Below are 20,038 nucleotides of genomic sequence, written 5' to 3'. Positions count from 1 at the left end.
AGTTCTGACGTTTGGACATAATTTGTCAATTCGTTTTTGGCCGCTCCCGGGGTGGCCATCGGTTGCCGAAGGGGCAAGGGCGGCCTGTCTGGCTTTCCCCGAATCCGGCGCCGACAAACCTGCGCCTAGGCTGCTGCATAATCAAGTGACTTAGTTATCTGATTATCACGTTTTCGATTGACTCTTGGCGGCCGCAGCATTTGAAGGAGGGTAAGCGCTAATCATATAGAGGATTGAGGATGGAACTGGGCTTCGGGGCGGAGTATGACGCCTTTCGTCAGGAGGTGCGGGACTTCATCGGCCAGCATTGGCCGCCCGCCGACGGCAATCTGAAATCGCGCGAGAACGAGCGGGCGTTCGTGATCGCGGCGACCGAGCGTGGATATCTGCACCGTGCGATCCCCAAGCGTTTCGGCGGCAGCGAACAGGCAGCCGACATCGGCAAGGCCGAGATCATTCGCGAGGAACTGACCAAGGCGCGCGCGCCGGCGGGCCGCATTCCGGGCAATGGGCTGGTCGTCCCGACGCTGCTCGAATGGGGCACCGAGGACCAGAAGGACCGCTTCATCGCGCCGACGCTGCGCGGCGACATCGTCTGGGCGCAGGGCTTTTCCGAACCCAATGCCGGGTCGGACCTCGCATCGCTGCGCACCAAGGCCGAACTCGTTGGCGACAAATGGATCATCAATGGTCAGAAAATCTGGACCACCCACGCGCACAAGGCGACGCACATGTTCTGCCTCGTGCGCACCGAACCCGATGCGCCGAAACATGCCGGTATTTCCTATCTGCTCATCGATATTCGGCAGCCCGGCGTGACCGTGCGGCCGCTGGTCCAGATGACACGCCAGAAGGAATTCAACGAAGTGTTCTTCGACAATGCCGAGACCCCCGCCGACATGTTGGTCGGCGAGCGCGGTCGCGGCTGGAACGTGACCCGCTCGACGCTGAAACACGAACGGTCGGGCATTTCGTCGATGACGTGGAGCCTGTCGATGTTCCGCGACCTGGTGAAGATGGCGAAGGAGGTTGAGCGCGACGGGGCGCCCGCGATCAAGGATCCCCGCATTCGCGAGGAACTCGCCGCGATCGAGGGCCAGTTGATGTCGCTCACTTATTCGACCTATCGCGCGACATCGCACGACATGCACGACCGCGACATCGGACCGTTTCAGACGATGCCGAAGCTCTATATGACCGAGCTCGCCGGGCGGATTTCCAGGCTCGCGCGCGATATCATCGAGGATGATTTCACCGACATGGGCGGCGCGCGGCTGAAATGGATCGAGCGTTTCATGATCTCATTGTCGATGTCGATCGCCGGCGGCACCTCGAACATCCAGCGCAACATCATCGCCGAACGGGGGCTCGGCCTGCCGCGCGACCGGTCGCAGGGGGCGGGCGCATGAACTTCCTGCTCTCCGACGACCAGCTCGCGCTGCTCACCTCGATCGAGGATCTGCTGCGCGACCGCTGCGATTCGCTTCGCGTCCACAAGATTTTCGACGTCGAGGGCGAGGCGCAATATGATTCCGAGCTATGGGCCGCGCTCGCCGATATGGGCCTGCCCGCGATCTTCGTACCCGAGGAGCAGGGCGGCCTCGGGCTGGGCATGGTCGACCTCGCGATCGTCGCCGAACTGCTCGGCGCCTATGCCGCGCCGGTGCCCTGGCTCGGCCATGCGCTGGCGATTGTCGCGATCGCATTGGGCGGCAGCGATGCGCAAAAGGCCAAGTGGCTGCCGCGGCTCGCGGCAGGCGAGATTTTGGCCACCGTCGCTTTCGGCGAAGGCAAGGGCGCCTGGCTCCCGGGGGAATGGCAATTGTCGGCGGCTGGCGGACTGATCGGCACCAAATTGCTGGTGCCCAATGCCGCGGAAGCCGATCTCATCGTCGTCGGCGTGGCCGAAGGGCTGGCGCTGGTCGAGAAGGGCGCGGCCTATAGCACGCAGCGGATCGACAGCGGCGATCGCACGCGTCCGGTCGATACAGTGGTTTTCGACGGCGCCGAGATCGAGCTGCTCACGGACGGGCTGGCGGTGCGGGACCGTCTGATCGACGCCGCCGCGGTCCTGATCGCCGCCGATGCCTTTGGCGGCGCCGAGCGGTGCGTGACGATGTCGGTCGACTATGCCCGGGTGCGCGAACAATATGGCCAGCCGGTCGCGGGCTTTCAGGGGCTGCGCTACCAACTCGTCGAAATGGCGCTGGCGACCGAACCGGCGCGTGGGTTGTACTGGTATGCGGCGCATGCGTGGGATGCGCTGCCCGAGAAGGCCGCGCATGCCGCAGCGCAGGCAAAGGCGCATCTGACCGACACCTATCTCCAGGTGACGCGCGACACGGTCGAGGCGCATGGCGGCATCGGCTTTACTTGGGAGCATGACACGCACATCTATATGAAGCGCGCCATGCTCGATTGGGCATGGCTGGGTTCGCCCGGCCGCCATCGGCTTCGCGCGGCGGATCTGGCGGGCTGGTAGATGGACCAAGTGCAGGATGTCGTTCTCTATGCGGTTGAGCGGGGCGTTGCGCGGATCACCCTCAACCGTCCCGACCGGCTGAACGCGTCCAACGGTTTATTGTCGCGCGGCCTGACCGCCGCTTTCACCCGCGCCGCCGCCGATCCCGCGGTGCGGGTCGTGCTGCTGACGGGGGCAGGGCGGGCGTTTTGCGCCGGCGCCGATCTGCAGGTTCTCGACGAACTTTCCGATAATCCGGCGGCGCAGAATTCGGGGTCGGGCGGCCTGCGCTATGACGGACTGATGTCGATGCCAAAGCCCGTCGTCGCCGCGATCCATGGTCCCTGCGCGGGGATTGGCCTCGCGCTTGCCTGTTCGGCCGACATTCGCATCGCCGCCGACGATGCGGTTTTCGTTGCTCCGTTCGCCAAGCTTGGACTGTGCGCCGAGGGCGGGCTGGCGTGGCTGTTGTCACGATTGATGGGCCCGGGCAATGCCGCCGAAATGCTGCTCTCCGCGCGCAGGATCGCCGCCGACGAAGCCTATGCCAAGGGGCTTGTTTCGCGCCTGCTGCCGCTCGCGGGTTTTCACGATGCGGCCTTGGCCTATGCGGTCGAACTGGCGCAAGGCGCGCCGTCGAGTTTCGCGCTGATCAAGCGCCAGCTTGGCGATGCGAGCGGCGAGGATTTCGAAACGGCGCGCGCGAATGCGGCAGAGCTGGCGCGCGAAACCCTTCATGGCAGTGATTTCGGTGAGGCGCTGGCGGCGAAACGCGAAGGGCGGCCGGCGCGCTTCACGCCCGTCACCGCGACCTTCGCGCCCCCAATAAGCGAGAGTTAGATCATTCGAGCTTCATCAGATGCTCGGTCCGGTAAACCTGCAGCGCGGCGTAGTCGCCGTCGCGGACGCGGTTCGCGAAATCGGGATTGGCGATCATCATCCGCCCGACCCCCAATAGATCGAAATCGCCCCGCGCAAAGCGCCGCAGCGCCTCTTCGAGCATATGCGGCGGGCCGTCGATCGTCGCGACGTCGGTCGGAGCCGCTGCCTTGCCGCCTGCCGCGACGGCGCGCAGCGCGGCCATCGCGTCCTTTTCCAGCACCTCCTTGGCGATCCCCAGCGAGCCGACCATCATCGTCGGCTTTCGCGTCAGCCTTTTGATCCAGCCCGACAGGCTGAGGTCCGATCCGGCGAATTCGGCTTCCCAGAACCGCCGCGTCGAACAGTCGAACAGGTCGGCGCCGGCAGCCGCCAGCGGTTCGACGATTTCGGCCAGCTCGTCGGCGGACTCGGCGATCCGCGCGCGATAGTCCTGCTGTTTCCACTGCGACAGGCGCAGCATGATCGGAAAGCCGGGCGCGGTTGCGGCGCGGCAAGCGGCGACCACCTCGGCGGCGAAGCGGACGCGGTTGACCAGGCTGCCGCCATAGGCGTCGGTGCGGCGGTTGAAGCGCGACCAGAGGAATTCGTCGATCAGATAGCCGTGCGCGCCGTGGATGTTGATCCCGTCACACCCGATCGCCATCGCGGTCGCCGCGGCCCGGGCATAGGATTTAATGCAATCGTCGATCTCGGCGACCGTCATCGGCTCCTCGACCTGCACCGGTTCGGGCGGGGTCAGCGACGGATCGATCAGTCCCGGCATGTAAAGCCCCGACGGCCCCATCGATTTCCTATCGCGGTTGGCCATTTCCAGTTTCGGGTCGTCGGCCGGATACGGCGAGCGCATCAGCGCGGCGTGCCAGATCTGCGGCATGAACGCGCCGCCCTTGGCATGCACGGCATCCGCGACCTTCGCCCAGGCTTCGGCGCCCGCACCATATATCGTCGAACTGGTCCGCATATGCATAGCGGTCGGATGGTCGATCGCGGTCGCTTCGCCGATGACCAATCCTGCTCCGCCTTCGGCGCGGCGGGCATAATAGGGCGCATAGCCCGGCGACAACACCCCGTCGCTTGCCGAACCGCGCCCCATCGGCGCCATGACGAAGCGGTTTTGCAGCGTCAGCCGGCCGATCGTCAGCGGCGTGAAAAGCGGCGAAACGTCCAGCGGCTGCGCGCCGTTTCCGGCTGTCGCGCCGGTGGTTTGCCCGCGCTCAGGCTCCGTCGGGCCGGTATCATCGGTTACAGCGATCGTAGCGGTTTGCAGCATAGCTCACTCTCCCCTTGTTCGTCTGACGTCTTTTAAATAGTATACTGATATAATCAGGTGACAAGGGGGAGTCGATGGCGGACGGTGCGACGGAGGACTGGGTGCAGCGGTTGGAGAAGATCGAGGCGCAGTTCGCGATCCAGCAACTTGCCGCGCGCTATGCGCGCGCGGTCGACAGCCGAAACCTGGACGATCTCGGCGCGTTGTTCGCGCCGCAGACGCGCTTCGGCGACGACGGGCTGGGGGCGGCCGGCGCGCGCGCCTTTTACGGCCGCGTGCTCGCCGGCTTTTACCGCAGCTTTCACCAGGTCGCGGGCCATGTCATCACCGATATCGCCACCGACAGCGCGCGCGGGACGGTTTATTGCCGCGCCGAGCATGAGGATGGCGACCATTGGATCGTCAACCTGATGGTCTATTTCGACCGCTATTGCCGCGTCGATGGGCGCTGGTATTTTCTCGGGCGGCGGCCGCGTTTCCTGTTCGTCGGCGACCCGCGCACCGCGCCGCGCACGATCGATTTCAACCAATGGCCGGGGCGCGAGGACCGCTTCCGCTGCGAATTGCCGCAATCGGACGAGAGTTGGGGTCAGTATTGGGACGGGCATCCCGATGCGCGGGCGGACGTGACCAGCCTCCCCTGAACGGCCTCAGCGCGCCGACCAGCCGCCATCGATCGGGATCGTCAGCCCCGTCGCGTGCGCGCCGCCCGGTGCAGCAGCCCATGCGACCGCATCGGCGATCTGTTCGGGCGACACCATCTGCCGCGACGGGTGGAATTCGCCGACGAGCGCGATGCGCGCCTCTTCGGTCATCGCCCGCGCGATATTGGGGGTCAGCGTCAGGCCGGGCGCCACCACATTCACGCGGATGCCGCGATCGGCATAGAGCACCGCCGCCGCTTCGCTGAGGTGCACGACCCCGGCCTTCGCGGCATGATAGGCATAGGAGGCAAAGCGCGTCACCCGGATGCCCGCGAGCGACGCGACGTTGACGATGCTGCCCGACCCGGCGGCGAGCATCGGCGGCAGCGCATATTTCATGCCGAGCATGCAACTCGTCAGGCATTGGCGCAGGGTGTTGTCCCAAGCATCCAGCGCGACGTCTTCCAGCCCGATTCCCGCGGCATCGCCGGCGCCGAAATTGCCGACATTGTTGATCGCGATATCGAGGCGGCCAAAGGCGGCGAGCGCCGCCGCGACGCTCTGTTCGGCATCCGTCTCGACGGTCGCATCGGCGCGGAGGAAGCGTGCGACCCCGGGCATTTCGGCCACCATCCGCGCACCGGCGGCTTCGTCGATATCGGTGAACAGCACCTGTGCGCCATCGGCGACCAGGCGCCGCACGATCGCTTCGCCGATCCCCGATGCGCCGCCGGTGACGAGCGCGACATGGCCTGCGAACCCCTGGGTCATGACATGCTCCCGTTCGCCTAGGGCGACATGAACAGGCCGCCATCGGCCTGGAAGGTCATGCCGGTCAGGAAGGCGGCATCGTCGCCCGCGAGGAACACCGCGAGGCGGCCGCCGTCGGCATAGATGTCGCCATAGCGGCGCAGCGGGATCGTCTCCACCGCCTTTCGGGCATGGTCGGGCTGGTTGCGGACGAAGCTCTGCAGCGCGTCGGAGGCGATCGCCGGATTGATCACATTGGCGGTGATCCCGTACTTGCCCCATTCGCGCGCGGCGGTCCGCGTCAGCCCGCGGATCGCCTCTTTCGCCGCGTTGTACGCCGCCGATCCTTCATAGCCGACCTGCCCCCAGTAGGAGCCGAAGTTGATGATCCGTCCGGCGCCCGAAGCCTTCAGATGGGGAAAGGCCGCCTTCATGAAATAATAGGTTGCGGTCGGACCCGTCGCAAAGGTGCGGTCCCACTCGCCGTCGTTGAAATCCTCCAGCGGCGTGATCACCGGTGTCGGCGCCGGCTGCTCGGCGGTGCCGAAACTTTGCGCGTTGTTGACGAGGATATGGAGCGCGCCAAAGCGCTCGACCGCGCCGGCGACGGTCGCGGCGATATGGCCTTGATTGCCGACATCGCAGACCATCCCGACGCCCGTGCCGCCCGCGGCGCCAATTTCGGCGAGGGTTTCGTCGATGCTGCCCTGCGATCGCGAGGCGACGACGACATTCGCGCCTTCGCGCGCCAGTTCGACCGCGATGCCGCGCCCGATCCCGCGCCCGGCGCCGGTGACGATCGCGGTGCGGCCGTCCAGCAATCCCGCCATGCTTGCTCTCCTCGCTCGCCGCGTCAGGTCAGCACCAGCCGCGAATTTTCGTCGAACGGCAACAGGTCCTCGCCCTCGCGAATGCGGCGCGTCCAGTGCGGATCGTGCATGATCGCCCGGCCGACCCCGACCAAGTCGAACTCGCCGCGCGCGAGCCGTTCGGCTACCTTGTGGACATTGTCGCGCGCCGCGTCGGACCCGCCGGTCTTTTTCGAATCATAGACCCCCGACGACAGGCCGACGCCGCCGACGGTCTGCGACGCCTTGCCGGTCAGCTTTTTGGCCCAGCCCGCCAGGTTGAGCGGCGAGCCTTCGAATTCGGGCTTGTCGAAATAGCGCTGGCTGCCGTCGAAGATATCGACCCCGGCATCGGCGATCGGGCCAAGCACCTCTTCCAGCTGCTGTGGCGTATCGGCGAGGCGGGCGCGGACGTCCTGCTGTTTCCATTGCGAGAAGCGGAAGTTGATCACCGGATCGGGGCCGATCTCGCGGCGCACGGCCTGGACCAGCGCGCCGGCGAAGGCGGTCCGGCCCTTATGGTCGCCGCCCCAACGGTCGGTGCGGCCGTTGGTGCCCTCCCACAGGAAATTATCGACCATATAACCATGGGCGCCGTGGATCGCGATCCCGTCGAAGCCCGCCTCCATGGCCCAGCGCGCGCTGCGGGCAAAGCCCTCGATCACGTCACCGACCTCGCTGTCGGTCATCGCCCGGCCGGGTTTGGCTGCGACCCGTTCGATATAGTCGGGCGAGACCATCGCGGTCCGGTCGAGTGGTCCCCAGACGCCCGAGGGTCGTACCGATTCGGTGTCGGGATGCGGGCCGGTGCCCATTTCGCGCATCACCCCCTGATGCCATAATTGCGGCATGATCACGCCGCCGGCGGCGTGGACGGCATCGATCACCGCGCGCCAGCCGCCCAGCGCTGCCTGGCCATACATATGCGGGGCATTGTCGCCATCGACGCCGCTTCCGCCGAGCGCGGCGGGGTGGTCGACGCCGACGCCTTCGGTGATGATCAGCCCGGTGTCGGCGCGGCGCATATAATAGTCGGCGACATCGGCGCCGGGGACGCCCCGCGGCGAAAAGCCCCGCGTCATCGGCGCCATGACGATACGGTTCGCGAGGCGCAGCGAGCGCAGTGCGAAGGGAGAGAAGAGGGGAGCGATCCGCTCGTCCATGGGGTGTTCTTTCGCTTGGGTCATTGCGACGGGGCCGCAAGGCTGCGCGGGAGTCTCTGTGCCACAAGGGCACCGATCAGCGCGGTGGCGGCGACGAACAGAAAGACATTCTCATAGGCCGCCTCGGTCGGGAAGACGCCGGTGGACGCCCCGTGGTGTCCCCCCGTCGACAGCATCGTCGCGACGGTCTGCGCGCCGATCGCCATCGCGGTCGACCGGATCACCGCCATCATCCCGGTTGCTTCGCTGACCCGGTCCATCGGTGCCGCGCCGACGATGACGATCGGGATGGTGACGTACACGATGCCGAGGCCGACCGCCTGCACGACGAGCAGCAGCATCACGGTCACGATATCCTCGTGCCAGGCGGCCAGCGCGAGAAACGACGCCACCACCATCAGGCACCCCGTCGTCGCGACGCGGCGCGGACCGAAATTCTGGTTCGCGCGCGCCACCAGCGGATAGATCAGCCCGGTGAGGATGTTCGCCGGCAGCAACAAGAAGCCGGCGAGCGTCGCGCTGAGCCCCAGTCCGGCGCCGGTCGCGGGCGATTGCTGGCCGAACAGCGCCATGATCTGCCCGCCCTGGAACACGCCGAGCGCGATCGTCACGAACAATATGTTGGCCCAGGCGATCTGCGGCTTCGCCAGCAGCCGGACGTCGATCAGCGGATTTTCGACGCTCAGTTCGCGCCAGATCCAGGCGATCAGCGACAATATGGCGACCGCCGCATAGACCATGGTCATCGGATCGGTGAAACCGGCGTGGCCGCCGTTATCGATGGCGAGCAACAGGCCCACCGCCGCCGGGATGAACAGCAGGCCGCCGACCAGATCGTCGCGCACGCCGCCCAGGTTGGATCGCTTGTCGGGGGCGACATGGGTCAGCACCGCGACGAAGGCGATGGCCCCCATCGCCGCCGAAACCTTGAAGATCATCGACCAGTCGGCATAATCGACGATCAGCCCGCCGATCACGAGCCCCGATGCCGCCGCGATGCTGGCCGACGACGCGATGAGGCTGATCCCCAGCGGCACGCGGTCCGCCGCGACCCGTTCGCGGATCAGGCCGAAACACAGCGGGATGATCGCGCCGGCCAGGCCCTGCATCGCGCGCCCGGTGATCAGCCAGCCAAGGTCGCTGGTGACGCTGCTGATCAGCGATCCGGCCGTCGACAGCGCGACGACCCAGAGCAGGATGCGCCGCCGCCCCAAAAGATCGCCGAGCCGGCCGAACAGCGCCGCGCCCGCCGCCGACGACAGCATGAAGGATGTGACCAGCCAGCCTGCCGACGACGTGCCGCCGAAGTCGGCGACGAGGCTGCGCATCGCGGCATAGATCATCGTCAGTTCGAGCGCCGCGACGACCTCGGCGATCATCAGCGGAACGATGAGCCGGTAAAAGGCCGAAGCCTCCGATCGGGCGGGCAATGCTTCGGTCACTCTATTCTCTCTCCCGCACGATCATTCTGCCTTCGGGTCAGCCGCGCGGCATGCCGAGGATGCGTTCCGACACGATATTGCGCATGACCTCGTTCGATCCGCCCGCGATCGTCCAGCCATAGCTTTTCAGGAAATCATTCATGCGCAGCCGGCTGCTGTGCCCGGTGCCCGGAATCGACGGCTGCCACTTCAGCGCCGCGATGCCATCGGCACGCAGCAGGAATTCGGTATATCGCTGCAGGAACGGGCCCCAGATCAGCTTGATATAGGTCGGCAGCGTCGGCGACGCCTTGTCAGGATTCGCCTCGAGTTCGATCAACAGCTTGCGGATCATCAACCGCAACGACTGAAGCTCGGCATGGAAGGCCGCATATTCGCGGCGCAGCTGGACGTCCTTCATCCAGCTGTCCTTGGCCTCCTCGGCGTCGAGCTCGAACGACCGCGCGAGCCGTTCGACCGCGCCGAAGATCAGCAGGCCGCGCTCGGTCGACAGGGTGGATTGGGCGATGTTCCAGCCATTGCCCTCGGCGCCGATCAGATTTTCGGCCGGGATTTTCACATCGTCGAGGAAGATTTCGGCGAACTCGGATTCGCCGGTGATCTGCAGGATCGGGCGGACCTCGACCCCCGGCGATTTCATGTCCATGATGAAATAGGAGATGCCGTCATGCTTGCGCTTGCCGTGCGGGTCGGTGCGCGCGAGGAGCAGGCAATAGTCGGCGTGCATCGCCGCCGACGACCAGATTTTCTGTCCGTTCACGACATAATGATCGCCTTCGCGCCGCGCCGCGGTGCGCAGCGAGGCGAGGTCGGACCCCGCGCCGGGTTCCGAAAAGCCCTGGCACCAGATGTCGGCGCCCTGGGCGACCCCGCCGATATAGCGGTCCTTCTGTTCCTGCGTGCCATGTTCGAACAGCGTCGCCGGGGTGTGGAACAGCGAGATGGTGAACATGTCGAGTTCGGGCGCGTCGGCGCGCGCGAATTCTTCATAGACGATGATCTGATACGCGAAGGGAATACCGGGGCCGCCCCACTCGCGCGGCCAATGCGGCGTCGCCAGCCCGACCTTGCGGCGTTCATCGAGCCATTCGACAACGATCGCTTTCAGTTCGGATTCGCGTACCGCCTGCCATTGCCGGCGCCAGTCGGCGGGCACGGTAGCGGCCAGCCAGTCGCGGATTTCCTGTCGGAAAGCCGCCTCGTCGCCGACCTTGGAAACGATGTCGAATGTCCGGCCCATCACGCGGCCTCCAGCATGTCGGCAATGCGGTCGAGCAGGACCACCCGGGTGCCGAACAGCGCCTCGTTGAGCTTGGCGCGCTTCAGATAGATGTGCGGGAAATATTCGGCGGTGAAGCCGACCCCGCCGTGAAGCTGGATGCAATCGCGCGCGATCTCCGCGACGATCCGCGTCACATGCTGTTTCGCCGACAGCGCGTTGAGCAGCGCGTTGGGGTCGTCCGCCGCCAGTCCCGCCGCATGCTCGACCAGTCCGCGCGCCGCGACCAGCGCCGCCTGATGATCGGCGATCCGGTGCTTCAGCGCCTGGAACGACCCGATGACGACGCCGAATTGCTCGCGGATCTTCATATAGTCGATCGTGCCGGCCAGCGCGACTTCGCCGCCACCGATCGCGTCGGCGGCGATCGCCACCGCCGCCGTGCGCAGCAACAGATCGTCGAGCGCGCCGGGATCGCCGGCCAGGATGACGGCATCATCGCCAAGCGCCACGCCATCGAGCGTGACGGTGCCCAGCGTGCGGGTCGCGTCGGTCAGCGCGTCGCGGGCGATCGTCACCCCCGCCGCGTCGCCTGGGATCGCGAGCCAGCAGGCGCGGCCCGCCCTTTCGCCGCGAAGGAAAAGGATGGTCGCCGACGGCGCGTCGACCATGTCCGTCACCGTGCCGCTCGCGGTCCTTCCGTCGGTCGCCACGATAGCATCGCCCGGCTGTGCCACGGCGGCGCGCAGCGATCCGTCGGCGAACCGCGGCAACAGCGCGGCCTGCTGCGCGGCGCTGCCCGCCGCCGCGACCAGCGCCGCGGCGAGTGTCGTTCCGAGCATGGGGACGGGGGCCGCCGCGGCGCCGAGCGCCGAATGCAGCGCCGCGGCGGCCTCGGTGCCGAGTCCCAGCCCGCCATGCGCTTCGGGTATGGTCAGCGCGGTCCAGCCGAGCGCTGCCATCTGTTCCCATAAGGTGTCGGCCATCAGCGCGGGCGCGCGCGACCAGGCGACCGCGCGTTCGCGCGGCCATTCGGCGCCGAGCATTTCGGCAAAGCTTTCGGCGAGGACGCCGAGGTCGATGTCATCGGACATGGTGCGGGGGCTTTCTGTTCACTCGTCGATGAAATCGGGCGGGCGTTTGTCGATCATCGCCTGCACCGCCTCGCGGTGATTGGGCGATTCCCATGACCGGGTTTCGAGCCGCAGCATCTCCCCCATGTGGCGCCGCGCCTTGTCGAGGATGTCGAGGTTCAGTGCCTGCTTGGTCGTCTGCAGCGCGCTCGGCGATTTGGAGAGGAAGGTGGCGACCCATTTGGCGACCGCGGCATCGAGATCGTCGCGGGCCACCGATTCGGTGATCAGCCCCTTGGCGGCGGCGTCCTTGCCGCGCAGCGGATCACCGCTCAGCAAATGGCGGCGCGCCTCGACCAGTCCGACCAGATTGGGCCACAGCAGCGAACCGCCGTCGCCCGCCGCGAGACCGACGCTGACGTGCGGGTCGCCGATCAGCGCGTCTTCGACCGCGATGGTGATGTCGGCCGCGAGCGCGAGGCTGGCGCCCATGCCCATCGCATGACCGTTGATCCGGGCGATGACCGGCTTCGGGCATTCGAGCATGCCGACGATGATCGCGCGCGCTTCGAAAATTCCGACATGCCAGCGCTCGCGATTGCCCCAATTGTCGATCATCCTTTTGGGATCGCCGCCGGCGCAAAAGCCGCGTTCGCCCGCACCGGTGAAGATGATGACACGCACGCCGGGGTCGGCCCCGGCGTCGGTCCAGATGCGCGTCAACTCCTCATGCGCCTCGGGCGTCATGCCGTTGAGCGGCGGGTTGTCGAGTGTGATCGTCAGGACATGGCCGTCCTGCCCGACCTTGATGGCCGAATAATTCGCGTATCGCGCTGGCACCCTCAATCCTCCTAACTGGTATACCATATTCCTTGCATCGAACGGCGGTTCGCGGCAAGCCCCATTTCGATATGGCGCGTGACGGAGAGCGAATATGACCGAAGCCAAGGGGATGATGCTCGTGCTGCAGAACCCGAAATCAGGCCGGGAAACGGCGCACCGCGACTGGTATCTGGCGCATCATCTTCCCGATGTCTGCCGCGTCCCCGGGGTGCTGCGCGGCGAATTTTCGTGCGTTGCCGAGGGTGAGGAAAGCCCGCGATGGTCGAACGCCGCGACCTATTGGCTGGACGGCGACCCGGCGGCGATCCTGACGGAAATATTCACCCGCGCCGGCAGCGGCGACTGGACGATGAGCGACACGCTCGACGGCGAATCGATGATGATGGCGATCGCCGAGGCGCTGACCGAACGCCGGCGGTCTACCGTCACGCCCGACGCCGGGGGCAAGGACCGATTGCTCTATATCGTCCTCACCAACGCCACGCCCGGCGACGACGACGTCTTCAACCACTGGTACAATCACACCCATCTCCCCGACGTCCTCGCGGTGCCGGGCTTCGTTGCGGCCCAGCGTTTTCGGCTGGTCGATCATCCGGCGCTGCGCCCCTATCCCTATCGTTATCTGGCGATCTGTGAAGTCGCGGCGGGCGAGGCCGATGCCGCGCTCGCCGAACTCGCGGCGCGGGCCGGGACCGAACGCATGGTCCTGTCGCCGACGCTCGACCGGTCCGGGGTCGCCGCTGCGCCCTTCGCGGTCGACGGCATTTGCCTTGGCTCAGTCTGACAATTCGGCGGCCCGGCGTTCCTGCTTGCGTTCGATTCGCGCGATCCAGCGACGGGCATGATCGAACATCGCCCGCATCGACGCCATCGCGCCATCGCGATCGCCGGCCGCGATGGCATCGACCATGTGGCCGTGCTGCATCTTGAGTTCGGGCAGGAAATTCTCGTCGGGCATCGGCATCACCGTCAGGCCGTATCGGAGCGCCACGCCGACAAACAGCGCGAGCGCGCGGTTGCCGCTGTGATCGGCGATGATCTGGTGAAACTCGCACGCCGAGGCGAGATAGTGACCCGCCGACGCCTGGTCGAGCCGCACCAGCGCCTTGCGCAGCGCGCCAAGCGATTCGGCGTCGGCGCGGCGGACGAATTTCTCGACCGCCGCGATCTCGAGACAGCTTTGCGCCTCCCACAGATGCGACAGCGGGATGCGCGAGTAGGTGAGGAAGATCGAGGTCAGTTCGATCGTATAAGCCGGGTCGCATTCGCGGATGATGACGCCGCCTTGCGCGCCGGTCTTGACCCGCACGATATCGTGAAGTTCGAGCGGCCGGAGCGCCTCGCGCATCACAGCGCGGCTCGTGCCATAGCGCCGCTGGAGTTCGCCTTCGTTGCCCAGGTTGGTGCCGCGCTTCGCCCCGGCATTTTCGATATCCTGGACCAGCCGCAGCGCGATCGTCTCGCTGAGCTTGGGCACCGAGCCGGCGACCATGCGCTCGTTGGCGAGATCGGTGATCGTCCGCCGGTCGACCGCCTCGAGGAAAAGTTCGATCGCCAGGTTGTCCGCGTCGGCGTGCAGTCGCGGCGCGGCGCGCAGGATCGCGGCCGTGTCGTCGAGCAGTGGGCGTTCGACCTTCGTCAGCTCGAAATAGGTTTTGGCGGCAAAGACGATCGCGTGGCGCGGCGGCGCCTTGACGACGAGGCCGCCATAGACGCCGCGCCGCATCCCCGCCGCGCCATGCCATTCGAGTTGGCGCACCGCTTCGCGGAAGGTCGCGCGTGAGACGCGGAACATCTCCATGAAATCGGCTTCGGTGCCCAGCACCTCACCCTCTTTCCAGCCGCGCCGGATGATCTCGCCGATGATGCGTTCGGCGACAATCTCCCCCAATTTTCGTCTGCGCTTGCTCGCGCCCACCATCTTCGATCTGCCCCCCGGGACGCTACGTCCCCTCTCGCCTTCCGACACTTCGTGATTTTCCTCTCGTTTGACAAGCGAACGATGCGCAGAATAAGTATACCAGTTAAGCGAGGAGAGCGATGTGGAATTTGCCTGGAGCGATTCGGAGGCGGCGTATCGGACCGAACTCCATGAGGTACTGGCGACCCTGCCCGATGACTGGTGGGAGAATTATGCGCCGCACGGGCCGTCCAGCCCCAAACTGATGGAGCATGCCCGTGCCTTCAATGCACGGCTCGCCGAACGCGACCTGATCGTCCGGCACTGGCCAAAAGACTATGGCGGCTCCGATGCCAGTGCGTGGCAACAAATCATCATCAGCGAGGAAATGTGGTCGATCGGCGAACCGCGCTCGTCGCTCTACCTCGGGACCAACTGGGCCGGTCCGGCGATCATGAAATTCGGCACCGAGACCCAGAAGCAACGCTATCTGCAGGCGATCGCGGCGGGCGAACTTCTGTGGTGCCAGGGCTTTTCCGAGCCCGAAGCGGGGACCGACCTCGGCAATATGCAGACGCGCGCCGAGCCCGATGGCGGCGATTATGTCATCAACGGGTCGAAGATCTGGACCTCCTACGCGGCGCGCGCCGACATCATGTTCCTGCTCGCGCGCGTCGGCGGCAAGGGCAAGGGCGGGGTGAGCTGCTTCATCGTGCCGATGGACACCCCGGGCATCGAAATCCGTCCGATCCCCGGCGTCCATTCGCGCCACGATTTTCACGAAATCTTCTTCACCGACGCGCGCGTGCCGGCGGATGCGCTGCTCGGCGACGAAGGCCATGGCTGGAAGATCGTCCAGGCGATCATCCATTATGAACGGATCGGCGCCGGGCGCTATGAAAAGGCGGCGCGCGGCCTCGCGCATATCGTGGATGTGCTGAAAGCGCGCGGCGATTTCGACGATGCGGTGGTGCGCGCCGATTGCGCGATCGCGCTCGCCGCGGTCGAGGCGGCGCGCCTGCAGACCTATCTGGTCATCGACGGCCGCGCGAAGGACAGCGACCCCGGCGCGGAAACCTATCTTGCGCGCTACGCGATGATCCAGGCCGACCATGCGGTCGCCAACCTCACCTCGACCTATCTGCCCGACCTGCTCGTCGATGGCGCCGACGGTCATCTGCGCGCGCAGTTCAACTCGGCGATCACCGCCGGCATCGCGGCGGGGGCGGCGGAGGTTCAGCTCAACATGATTTCGGGCCGCTACCTCGGCCTGCCGCGGGGAGCCTGAGCGATGGACTTCGATTTTTCCGCCGACCAGCGGGCGCTGCGCGAAACGATCATGCGGATGGTCGCCGACAACCGCGACCTGCCGCGCACCGGCAATGTCGTCGAACCAAAGACCTTCCACCGTGCTGTCGCGCTTGATGCGTCGCTCGCAGCCGGCGGCTTTTTCGATGTCGCGCTCGAACCGGGCTGCGGCGCCGTCGATGCGGCGGCGCTCGTCTATGAATGCGCGCTGTCGCCGCTGGTGCTCGAGGTCGGCGCCTCGGCGCTGGTCGGACCGCTGCTGACCGGCGAAGCGTTGCCGCGCCCGATCGCGATCGGGCGGCTGGCCGATCTGACCCGAGGGATCCGTTTCCTCGGCGACGCGCGAACGTTGCTCGTCGATCTGGGCGACGACGTCGCGGTGGTCGACATGGCCAGGCTGGCGGTTACCGAACTCGACGGTGTTTATGCCTATCCGCTCGGCAAGCTCGCGGCGCTCCCCGATCTCGCGGCGGCGCGGCGGCTCGGCGCCGGCAAGGCGGTCGAACTGCGGCGGCTGTGGCGCCTCGCGCTGGCGCTCGAAATCGCCGCGGCGATGCAGGCGGCGACCGACTTCACCACCGACTATGTGAAACAGCGCCATGTGTTCGGCCGCCCCGTCGGCTCGTTCCAGGCGGTGCAGCATCGCCTCGCCGCCGATGCCGAAAAATGCCGGGGCAGCTATTGGCTCGCGATGAAGGCGGCGTGGAGCAGAAATCCGCTCGACGCGGCGCTGGCGGCGCTGCACGCGCAGCGCGCGATCACGCAGGTCAATTACGACGTCCACCAGTTCAACGGCGCGCTCGGCATGACGCTCGAGCATGCGCTGCATCTGTGGACCTTTCGCCTGCGCTGGCTGGTCGGCGAAATGGGCGGCTTTCGTACTCATGTGGCCGAAATTTCCGAACTGGCGTGGCCCGACGCGCCGAAGAAGGCGGGTTGATGAACGCCGAAGTCTCGCGCCCGTTGGTGCGCCATATCTACGACCTGGTCGACGGAGCCTATGCGCCGACCGCGCTCGCGACCGGGCCCTGGGACCGCCGCCTGCAAAGCGGGGTCGTGCTCAACGCGCTGATCGCGCACCTGATCGAACAGGCGCCCAGCCCGGTGCCGATGGTCACCAGCCGGCTGCTCCTCGACATGATGAAACCGACGCTGATGGCACCGATCGAGACGCGCGTCTCGGTGCTACGCGAGGGCAAGCGGCTGCAATTGCTCGACGTCGAACTGGTGCAGGACGGCGCCACCACGGCGCGCGCCTCGGCCCTGCGAATCCGGGCGGGCGAGTCCCCGGCCACCGATGCGCCGCGCCACCTGCTGCCGTCCATCGACCTGCCGAGCCTCAACGGCGGCCGCTCGCCGCTTCAGCATATCAACGAGACGCGGCTCGAATCGGGCGGGCTCGAAGTCCCAGGGCCGGGGGTCGTGTGGGCTCGGATGACGGGCGAAATCCTTCCCGGCGTGCCGATATCGCCCTTCGTCCAGCTCGCGATGGCGGCCGATTTCGGCAGCGGCACGTCGAGCTTCGTCAACTGGCGCGAATGGAGCTTCGCCAATGTCGACATCAGCCTGCACCTGACGCGCATGCCGCAGGGCGAATGGGTACGGATCGCCGCCGAAACCAGAAGCGCGGGCAACGGCATCGCGATCGTCCATTCCACACTCGCCGACGAACAGGGCGAACTGGGCCACGCCCACCAGACCCTGTTCCTGGACAAAAGGAAAAGTGAATGAGCCGCATAACCTCCCCCTTCGGCTGGGAATCGACCGCCGCCGACGTCGCCGCCGGCCATGATTTGTCGGGCAAGCGCGCGATCATCACCGGGGCGACCGCCGGACTCGGCGTCGAAACCGCGCGCGTGCTGGCCAGCCGCGGCGCCGAGGTCGTGCTCGCGGTCCGCGACACCGCTGCCGCCGCGCCGCTGGTCGCCGAGATCGAGGCCGCAGGCGGCAAGGCCAGCGCCGCCGCGCTCGATCTCGCCGACCTTCGCTCGGTCGAGGCCTTTGCCGTCGCCGACAGCGGCGCGCCGCTGCACCTGCTGATCAACAATGCCGGGATCATGGCCTGCCCGTTGATGCGCACCGCGCAGGGGTTCGAAATGCAGCTCGGCGTGAATCATATCGGCCATTTCGACCTGACCAGCCTGCTGCTCCCGGCGCTCAAGGCCGCGAACGGCGCGCGCGTCGTCGCGGTGGCGTCGAGCGGGCATTTGTGGAGCGGCTTCGACTTCGACGACCCCAATTTTGAACGCACCGACTATGATCCGCTCGCCGCCTATGGCCGGTCGAAGACCGCCAACGCGCTGTTCGCGCTCGAACTCGATCGTCGCCATCGGGGCGATGGCATCCGCGCCTTTTCGCTGATGCCCGGCGGCATTCACACCTCGCTCGGGCGGCACATGACCGACGAAATCCGCCAGCGGCTCGGCGTCGATCCGGCGAGCGCGAGCCAATATAGGTGGAAGACCGTCGAACAGGGCAGCGCGACGACAGTCTGGGCGGCGCTCGGTCGCGAACTCGACGGCAGCGGCGGCCTCTATCTCGAAGATTGCAACGAAGCGCTGCCCAATCGGGAGGGCCGGCGCGACGGGGTCAAAGCCTGGGCGCGCGACCCGGAAGCCGCCGCGCGGCTCTGGTCATGGACCGAAAACGCCATTGCGGCCAGTAAGTGAAAGGGACGGACATGAAGATCGATCTTGCCGGAAAAGTCGCACTGGTCACCGGCGGCGGGCGCGGCATCGGGCGCGTCATCGCGACGCAGCTCGTCCAGAACGGCGCGCGCGTGATGATCGCCACCCGCACCGAAGCCAGCGGGCAGGAGGTCACCGACGAGCTGCGCGCGATGGGCGGCGAGGTCGAACTGGTCGCGCTCGACCTTTCGACGCGCGCGGCTTGCGATGCCGCGGTGCAGGCGGCGGTCGATGCCTTTGGCGGGCTCGACATCGTCGTCCACAACAGCGCGATCTTTCCGTTCACCCCGTTCGAGCAGGTCACCGACGAGGAGTTCGACAGCGTCCTCAAGACCAATCTTTACAGCTTCATGTGGCTGAGCCGCGCCGCGCTGCCGTATGTGAAGACATGCGGCAACGGCCGCATCGTCGGCATTTCCTCGCTGATCGGAAACCACGCCTGGCTCGCCGGGCTCGACAGCTATGCCGCATCGAAGGGCGGCATGAACGGCCTCGCGCGCAACCTCGCGCTCGAATTCGCGAAGCATGGCGCGACGGTGAACGTCATCGAACCGGGCCTCGTCATCGACGATCGCAGCCCCAAGATGGACGATGTCACGCGCGACAAGATTGTGCCGAACATCCCGCTGCAACGCGCCGGCCTGCCCAGCGATATCGCCAATGCGGTGATGTTCTTCTGTTCGCCGACCTCGCAATTCGTGACCGGGCAGGCGCTGGTCGTCGATGGCGGCCATATGCTGCCCGACATGTCGAGCTATGCGATGGCCGCGCGCCTGTGAGCGGTGCGCTGGACAGCAAGGTCGCGCTGGTTACCGGGGCGGCCGGGGGTATCGGCGGCGCGGTCGTCCGCCGCCTCGTCGCCGACGGCGCGCGCGTGCTCGGGACCGACGTCGATGGGCCGGGGCTCGAACGACTGGCGGCGGACATATCGGGCGTGCGGGTCCACGCCGCGGACATCACGTCGCCCGAGGGCGTCGCAAGCCTGTTCGCCGCGCTGGATGCGGCCTTTGGGCGGATCGACATATTGGTGAACAACGCCGGCATCGGCGGCCCGCGCACCAAGCGGCTGCACGAGCTCGACCTTTCCGAATATGACGCGGTCATGGGCGCGAACCTGCGCGCGCCGCTGGCGCTGACGCGCGCGGCGCTGCCGCTGATGATCGCGCAGGGTGGCGGCGCGATCGTCAATCTGGCGTCGCCCGCCGGCATGCACGCGGTGCCGCGCGTCGGCCCCTACAGCATCTCCAAGGCGGGGATGATCATGCTGACCAAGCAGACCGCCAAGGAATATGCCGCCGACGGCATCCGCTGCAACGCGGTCGCGCCGGGGGTCACCGACACCGCGATCCTCGACGGCCTGCCCAAGGCGCATCTCGATCAGATCGTCGCGATGATCCCGCAGGGCCGCATCGCCCGGCCCGACGAAATCGCCGCGATGATCTACTTTCTGGCGAGCGACGCGGCGAGCTTCGTCAACGGGTCGGTCGTTTTGGTCGACGGCGCGGCGGGAACCTGAAACCGAAGGAGCGCGCGATGTTTTCCCTGGAG

At 66.6% G+C, this 20,038-nt stretch carries 20 protein-coding genes; 11 read left to right on the top strand and 9 right to left on the bottom strand.

Translation table 11 applies throughout. The features are described from left to right. Window positions 1-239: 239 nt before the first annotated feature. Genes EEB18_RS07625 through EEB18_RS07615 form a run of 3 tightly spaced genes read left to right on the top strand, consistent with a single transcriptional unit; the run spans window position 240 to window position 3,301 of the window. Window positions 240-1,409 carry an acyl-CoA dehydrogenase family protein gene (locus tag EEB18_RS07625; protein WP_187139057.1) on the top strand — a complete coding sequence of 390 codons (1,170 nt, stop codon included), beginning with the start codon at window positions 240-242 and terminating at the stop codon, window positions 1,407-1,409. Then, window positions 1,406-2,482 (top strand): acyl-CoA dehydrogenase family protein, encoded by a 1,077-nt coding sequence (locus tag EEB18_RS07620; RefSeq protein WP_187139056.1) that lies wholly within the window; start codon window positions 1,406-1,408, stop codon window positions 2,480-2,482. The genes EEB18_RS07625 and EEB18_RS07620 overlap by 4 nt, the downstream gene beginning before the upstream one ends. Continuing rightward, complete coding sequence (locus tag EEB18_RS07615; protein WP_187139055.1) at window positions 2,483-3,301, top strand: enoyl-CoA hydratase-related protein; 819 nt, start codon at window positions 2,483-2,485, stop codon at window positions 3,299-3,301. Window position 3,302: 1 nt separating this feature from the next. Here EEB18_RS07615 and EEB18_RS07610 read toward each other — a convergent pair whose 3' ends face one another. Further along, on the bottom strand, window positions 3,303-4,613 hold the full coding sequence (locus EEB18_RS07610) for a 12-oxophytodienoate reductase (protein WP_187139054.1): 1,311 nt from the start codon (window positions 4,611-4,613) through the stop codon (window positions 3,303-3,305). Between the two features lie 74 nt (window positions 4,614-4,687). Here EEB18_RS07610 and EEB18_RS07605 point away from each other — a divergent pair, with 74 nt between their 5' ends. Then, window positions 4,688-5,257, top strand: a complete 570-nt coding sequence (locus EEB18_RS07605) for a nuclear transport factor 2 family protein (protein ID WP_187139053.1) — start codon at window positions 4,688-4,690, stop codon at window positions 5,255-5,257. 6 nt (window positions 5,258-5,263) lie between these two features. Here EEB18_RS07605 and EEB18_RS07600 read toward each other — a convergent pair whose 3' ends face one another. From EEB18_RS07600 to EEB18_RS07570, 7 genes are read right to left on the bottom strand one after another with little or no spacing between them, the layout of a single operon-like run. Then, window positions 5,264-6,028, bottom strand: a complete 765-nt coding sequence (locus EEB18_RS07600) for an SDR family NAD(P)-dependent oxidoreductase (RefSeq protein WP_187139052.1) — start codon at window positions 6,026-6,028, stop codon at window positions 5,264-5,266. Window positions 6,029-6,045: 17 nt separating this feature from the next. Continuing rightward, on the bottom strand, window positions 6,046-6,837 hold the full coding sequence (locus tag EEB18_RS07595) for an SDR family NAD(P)-dependent oxidoreductase (protein WP_187139051.1): 792 nt from the start codon (window positions 6,835-6,837) through the stop codon (window positions 6,046-6,048). 23 nt (window positions 6,838-6,860) lie between these two features. Beyond that, the gene (locus EEB18_RS07590) at window positions 6,861-8,018 is read right to left on the bottom strand and encodes an NADH:flavin oxidoreductase (RefSeq protein WP_187139050.1); all 1,158 of its coding nucleotides are present in this window, start codon (window positions 8,016-8,018) and stop codon (window positions 6,861-6,863) included. 20 nt (window positions 8,019-8,038) lie between these two features. Next, window positions 8,039-9,460 carry an MFS transporter gene (locus EEB18_RS07585; RefSeq protein ID WP_187139049.1) on the bottom strand — a complete coding sequence of 474 codons (1,422 nt, stop codon included), beginning with the start codon at window positions 9,458-9,460 and terminating at the stop codon, window positions 8,039-8,041. 37 nt (window positions 9,461-9,497) lie between these two features. Next, window positions 9,498-10,700, bottom strand: coding sequence for an acyl-CoA dehydrogenase family protein (locus EEB18_RS07580; protein WP_187139048.1), 1,203 nt, complete (start codon window positions 10,698-10,700; stop codon window positions 9,498-9,500). Then, window positions 10,700-11,773: an acyl-CoA dehydrogenase family protein gene (locus EEB18_RS07575; RefSeq protein WP_187139047.1), complete on the bottom strand. Its 1,074-nt coding sequence runs from the start codon at window positions 11,771-11,773 to the stop codon at window positions 10,700-10,702. Before EEB18_RS07575 ends, EEB18_RS07580 begins: the two co-directional genes overlap by 1 nt. A gap of 18 nt (window positions 11,774-11,791) precedes the next feature. Continuing rightward, entirely contained in the window at window positions 11,792-12,592 is an 801-nt protein-coding gene (locus EEB18_RS07570; protein ID WP_187139046.1) for an enoyl-CoA hydratase/isomerase family protein, read from the bottom strand. Between the two features lie 94 nt (window positions 12,593-12,686). Here EEB18_RS07570 and EEB18_RS07565 point away from each other — a divergent pair, with 94 nt between their 5' ends. Further along, window positions 12,687-13,379, top strand: coding sequence for a DUF4286 family protein (locus EEB18_RS07565; RefSeq protein WP_187139045.1), 693 nt, complete (start codon window positions 12,687-12,689; stop codon window positions 13,377-13,379). On the opposite strand, the gene EEB18_RS07560 is transcribed toward EEB18_RS07565, so the two are convergent. After that, entirely contained in the window at window positions 13,371-14,486 is a 1,116-nt protein-coding gene (locus EEB18_RS07560; protein ID WP_187139044.1) for an FCD domain-containing protein, read from the bottom strand. The genes EEB18_RS07565 and EEB18_RS07560 overlap by 9 nt on opposite strands. A gap of 151 nt (window positions 14,487-14,637) precedes the next feature. On the opposite strand from EEB18_RS07560, the gene EEB18_RS07555 reads away from it, so the two are divergent. Genes EEB18_RS07555 through EEB18_RS07530 form a run of 6 tightly spaced genes read left to right on the top strand, consistent with a single transcriptional unit; the run spans window position 14,638 to window position 20,006 of the window. Beyond that, entirely contained in the window at window positions 14,638-15,783 is a 1,146-nt protein-coding gene (locus tag EEB18_RS07555) for an acyl-CoA dehydrogenase family protein (RefSeq protein WP_187139043.1), read from the top strand. 3 nt (window positions 15,784-15,786) lie between these two features. Then, on the top strand, window positions 15,787-16,743 hold the full coding sequence (locus tag EEB18_RS07550; protein ID WP_187139042.1) for an acyl-CoA dehydrogenase family protein: 957 nt from the start codon (window positions 15,787-15,789) through the stop codon (window positions 16,741-16,743). Continuing rightward, window positions 16,743-17,534: a thioesterase family protein gene (locus tag EEB18_RS07545; RefSeq protein WP_187139041.1), complete on the top strand. Its 792-nt coding sequence runs from the start codon at window positions 16,743-16,745 to the stop codon at window positions 17,532-17,534. Before EEB18_RS07550 ends, EEB18_RS07545 begins: the two co-directional genes overlap by 1 nt. Next, complete coding sequence (locus tag EEB18_RS07540) at window positions 17,531-18,472, top strand: SDR family NAD(P)-dependent oxidoreductase (RefSeq protein WP_187139040.1); 942 nt, start codon at window positions 17,531-17,533, stop codon at window positions 18,470-18,472. The genes EEB18_RS07545 and EEB18_RS07540 overlap by 4 nt, the downstream gene beginning before the upstream one ends. 11 nt (window positions 18,473-18,483) lie before the next feature. Continuing rightward, window positions 18,484-19,269 (top strand): SDR family NAD(P)-dependent oxidoreductase, encoded by a 786-nt coding sequence (locus tag EEB18_RS07535; RefSeq protein ID WP_187139039.1) that lies wholly within the window; start codon window positions 18,484-18,486, stop codon window positions 19,267-19,269. Then, complete coding sequence (locus tag EEB18_RS07530) at window positions 19,266-20,006, top strand: SDR family NAD(P)-dependent oxidoreductase (protein ID WP_187139038.1); 741 nt, start codon at window positions 19,266-19,268, stop codon at window positions 20,004-20,006. Before EEB18_RS07535 ends, EEB18_RS07530 begins: the two co-directional genes overlap by 4 nt. Window positions 20,007-20,038 lie beyond the last annotated feature (32 nt).

Source organism: Sphingopyxis sp. OPL5 (assembly GCF_003797775.2).
Taxonomy (GTDB): Bacteria; Pseudomonadota; Alphaproteobacteria; order Sphingomonadales; family Sphingomonadaceae; genus Sphingopyxis.
The sequence above is the reverse complement of the archived record's forward strand: the minus strand, read 5'-3'. Positions and strand labels throughout refer to the sequence as shown.

Bases quoted from the DNA above. Each gene is read 5' to 3' on its own strand.
- EEB18_RS07625 (WP_187139057.1), top strand. From the start codon at position 240: ATGGAACTGGGCTTCGGGGCGGAGTATGACGCCTTTCGTCAGGAGGTG.
- EEB18_RS07620 (WP_187139056.1), top strand. From the start codon at position 1,406: ATGAACTTCCTGCTCTCCGACGACCAGCTCGCGCTGCTCACCTCGATC.
- EEB18_RS07615 (WP_187139055.1), top strand. From the start codon at position 2,483: ATGGACCAAGTGCAGGATGTCGTTCTCTATGCGGTTGAGCGGGGCGTT.
- EEB18_RS07610 (WP_187139054.1), bottom strand. From the start codon at position 4,613: ATGCTGCAAACCGCTACGATCGCTGTAACCGATGATACCGGCCCGACG.
- EEB18_RS07605 (WP_187139053.1), top strand. From the start codon at position 4,688: ATGGCGGACGGTGCGACGGAGGACTGGGTGCAGCGGTTGGAGAAGATC.
- EEB18_RS07600 (WP_187139052.1), bottom strand. From the start codon at position 6,028: ATGACCCAGGGGTTCGCAGGCCATGTCGCGCTCGTCACCGGCGGCGCA.
- EEB18_RS07595 (WP_187139051.1), bottom strand. From the start codon at position 6,837: ATGGCGGGATTGCTGGACGGCCGCACCGCGATCGTCACCGGCGCCGGG.
- EEB18_RS07590 (WP_187139050.1), bottom strand. From the start codon at position 8,018: ATGGACGAGCGGATCGCTCCCCTCTTCTCTCCCTTCGCACTGCGCTCG.
- EEB18_RS07580 (WP_187139048.1), bottom strand. From the start codon at position 10,700: ATGGGCCGGACATTCGACATCGTTTCCAAGGTCGGCGACGAGGCGGCT.
- EEB18_RS07575 (WP_187139047.1), bottom strand. From the start codon at position 11,773: ATGTCCGATGACATCGACCTCGGCGTCCTCGCCGAAAGCTTTGCCGAA.
- EEB18_RS07565 (WP_187139045.1), top strand. From the start codon at position 12,687: ATGACCGAAGCCAAGGGGATGATGCTCGTGCTGCAGAACCCGAAATCA.
- EEB18_RS07550 (WP_187139042.1), top strand. From the start codon at position 15,787: ATGGACTTCGATTTTTCCGCCGACCAGCGGGCGCTGCGCGAAACGATC.
- EEB18_RS07545 (WP_187139041.1), top strand. From the start codon at position 16,743: ATGAACGCCGAAGTCTCGCGCCCGTTGGTGCGCCATATCTACGACCTG.
- EEB18_RS07540 (WP_187139040.1), top strand. From the start codon at position 17,531: ATGAGCCGCATAACCTCCCCCTTCGGCTGGGAATCGACCGCCGCCGAC.
- EEB18_RS07535 (WP_187139039.1), top strand. From the start codon at position 18,484: ATGAAGATCGATCTTGCCGGAAAAGTCGCACTGGTCACCGGCGGCGGG.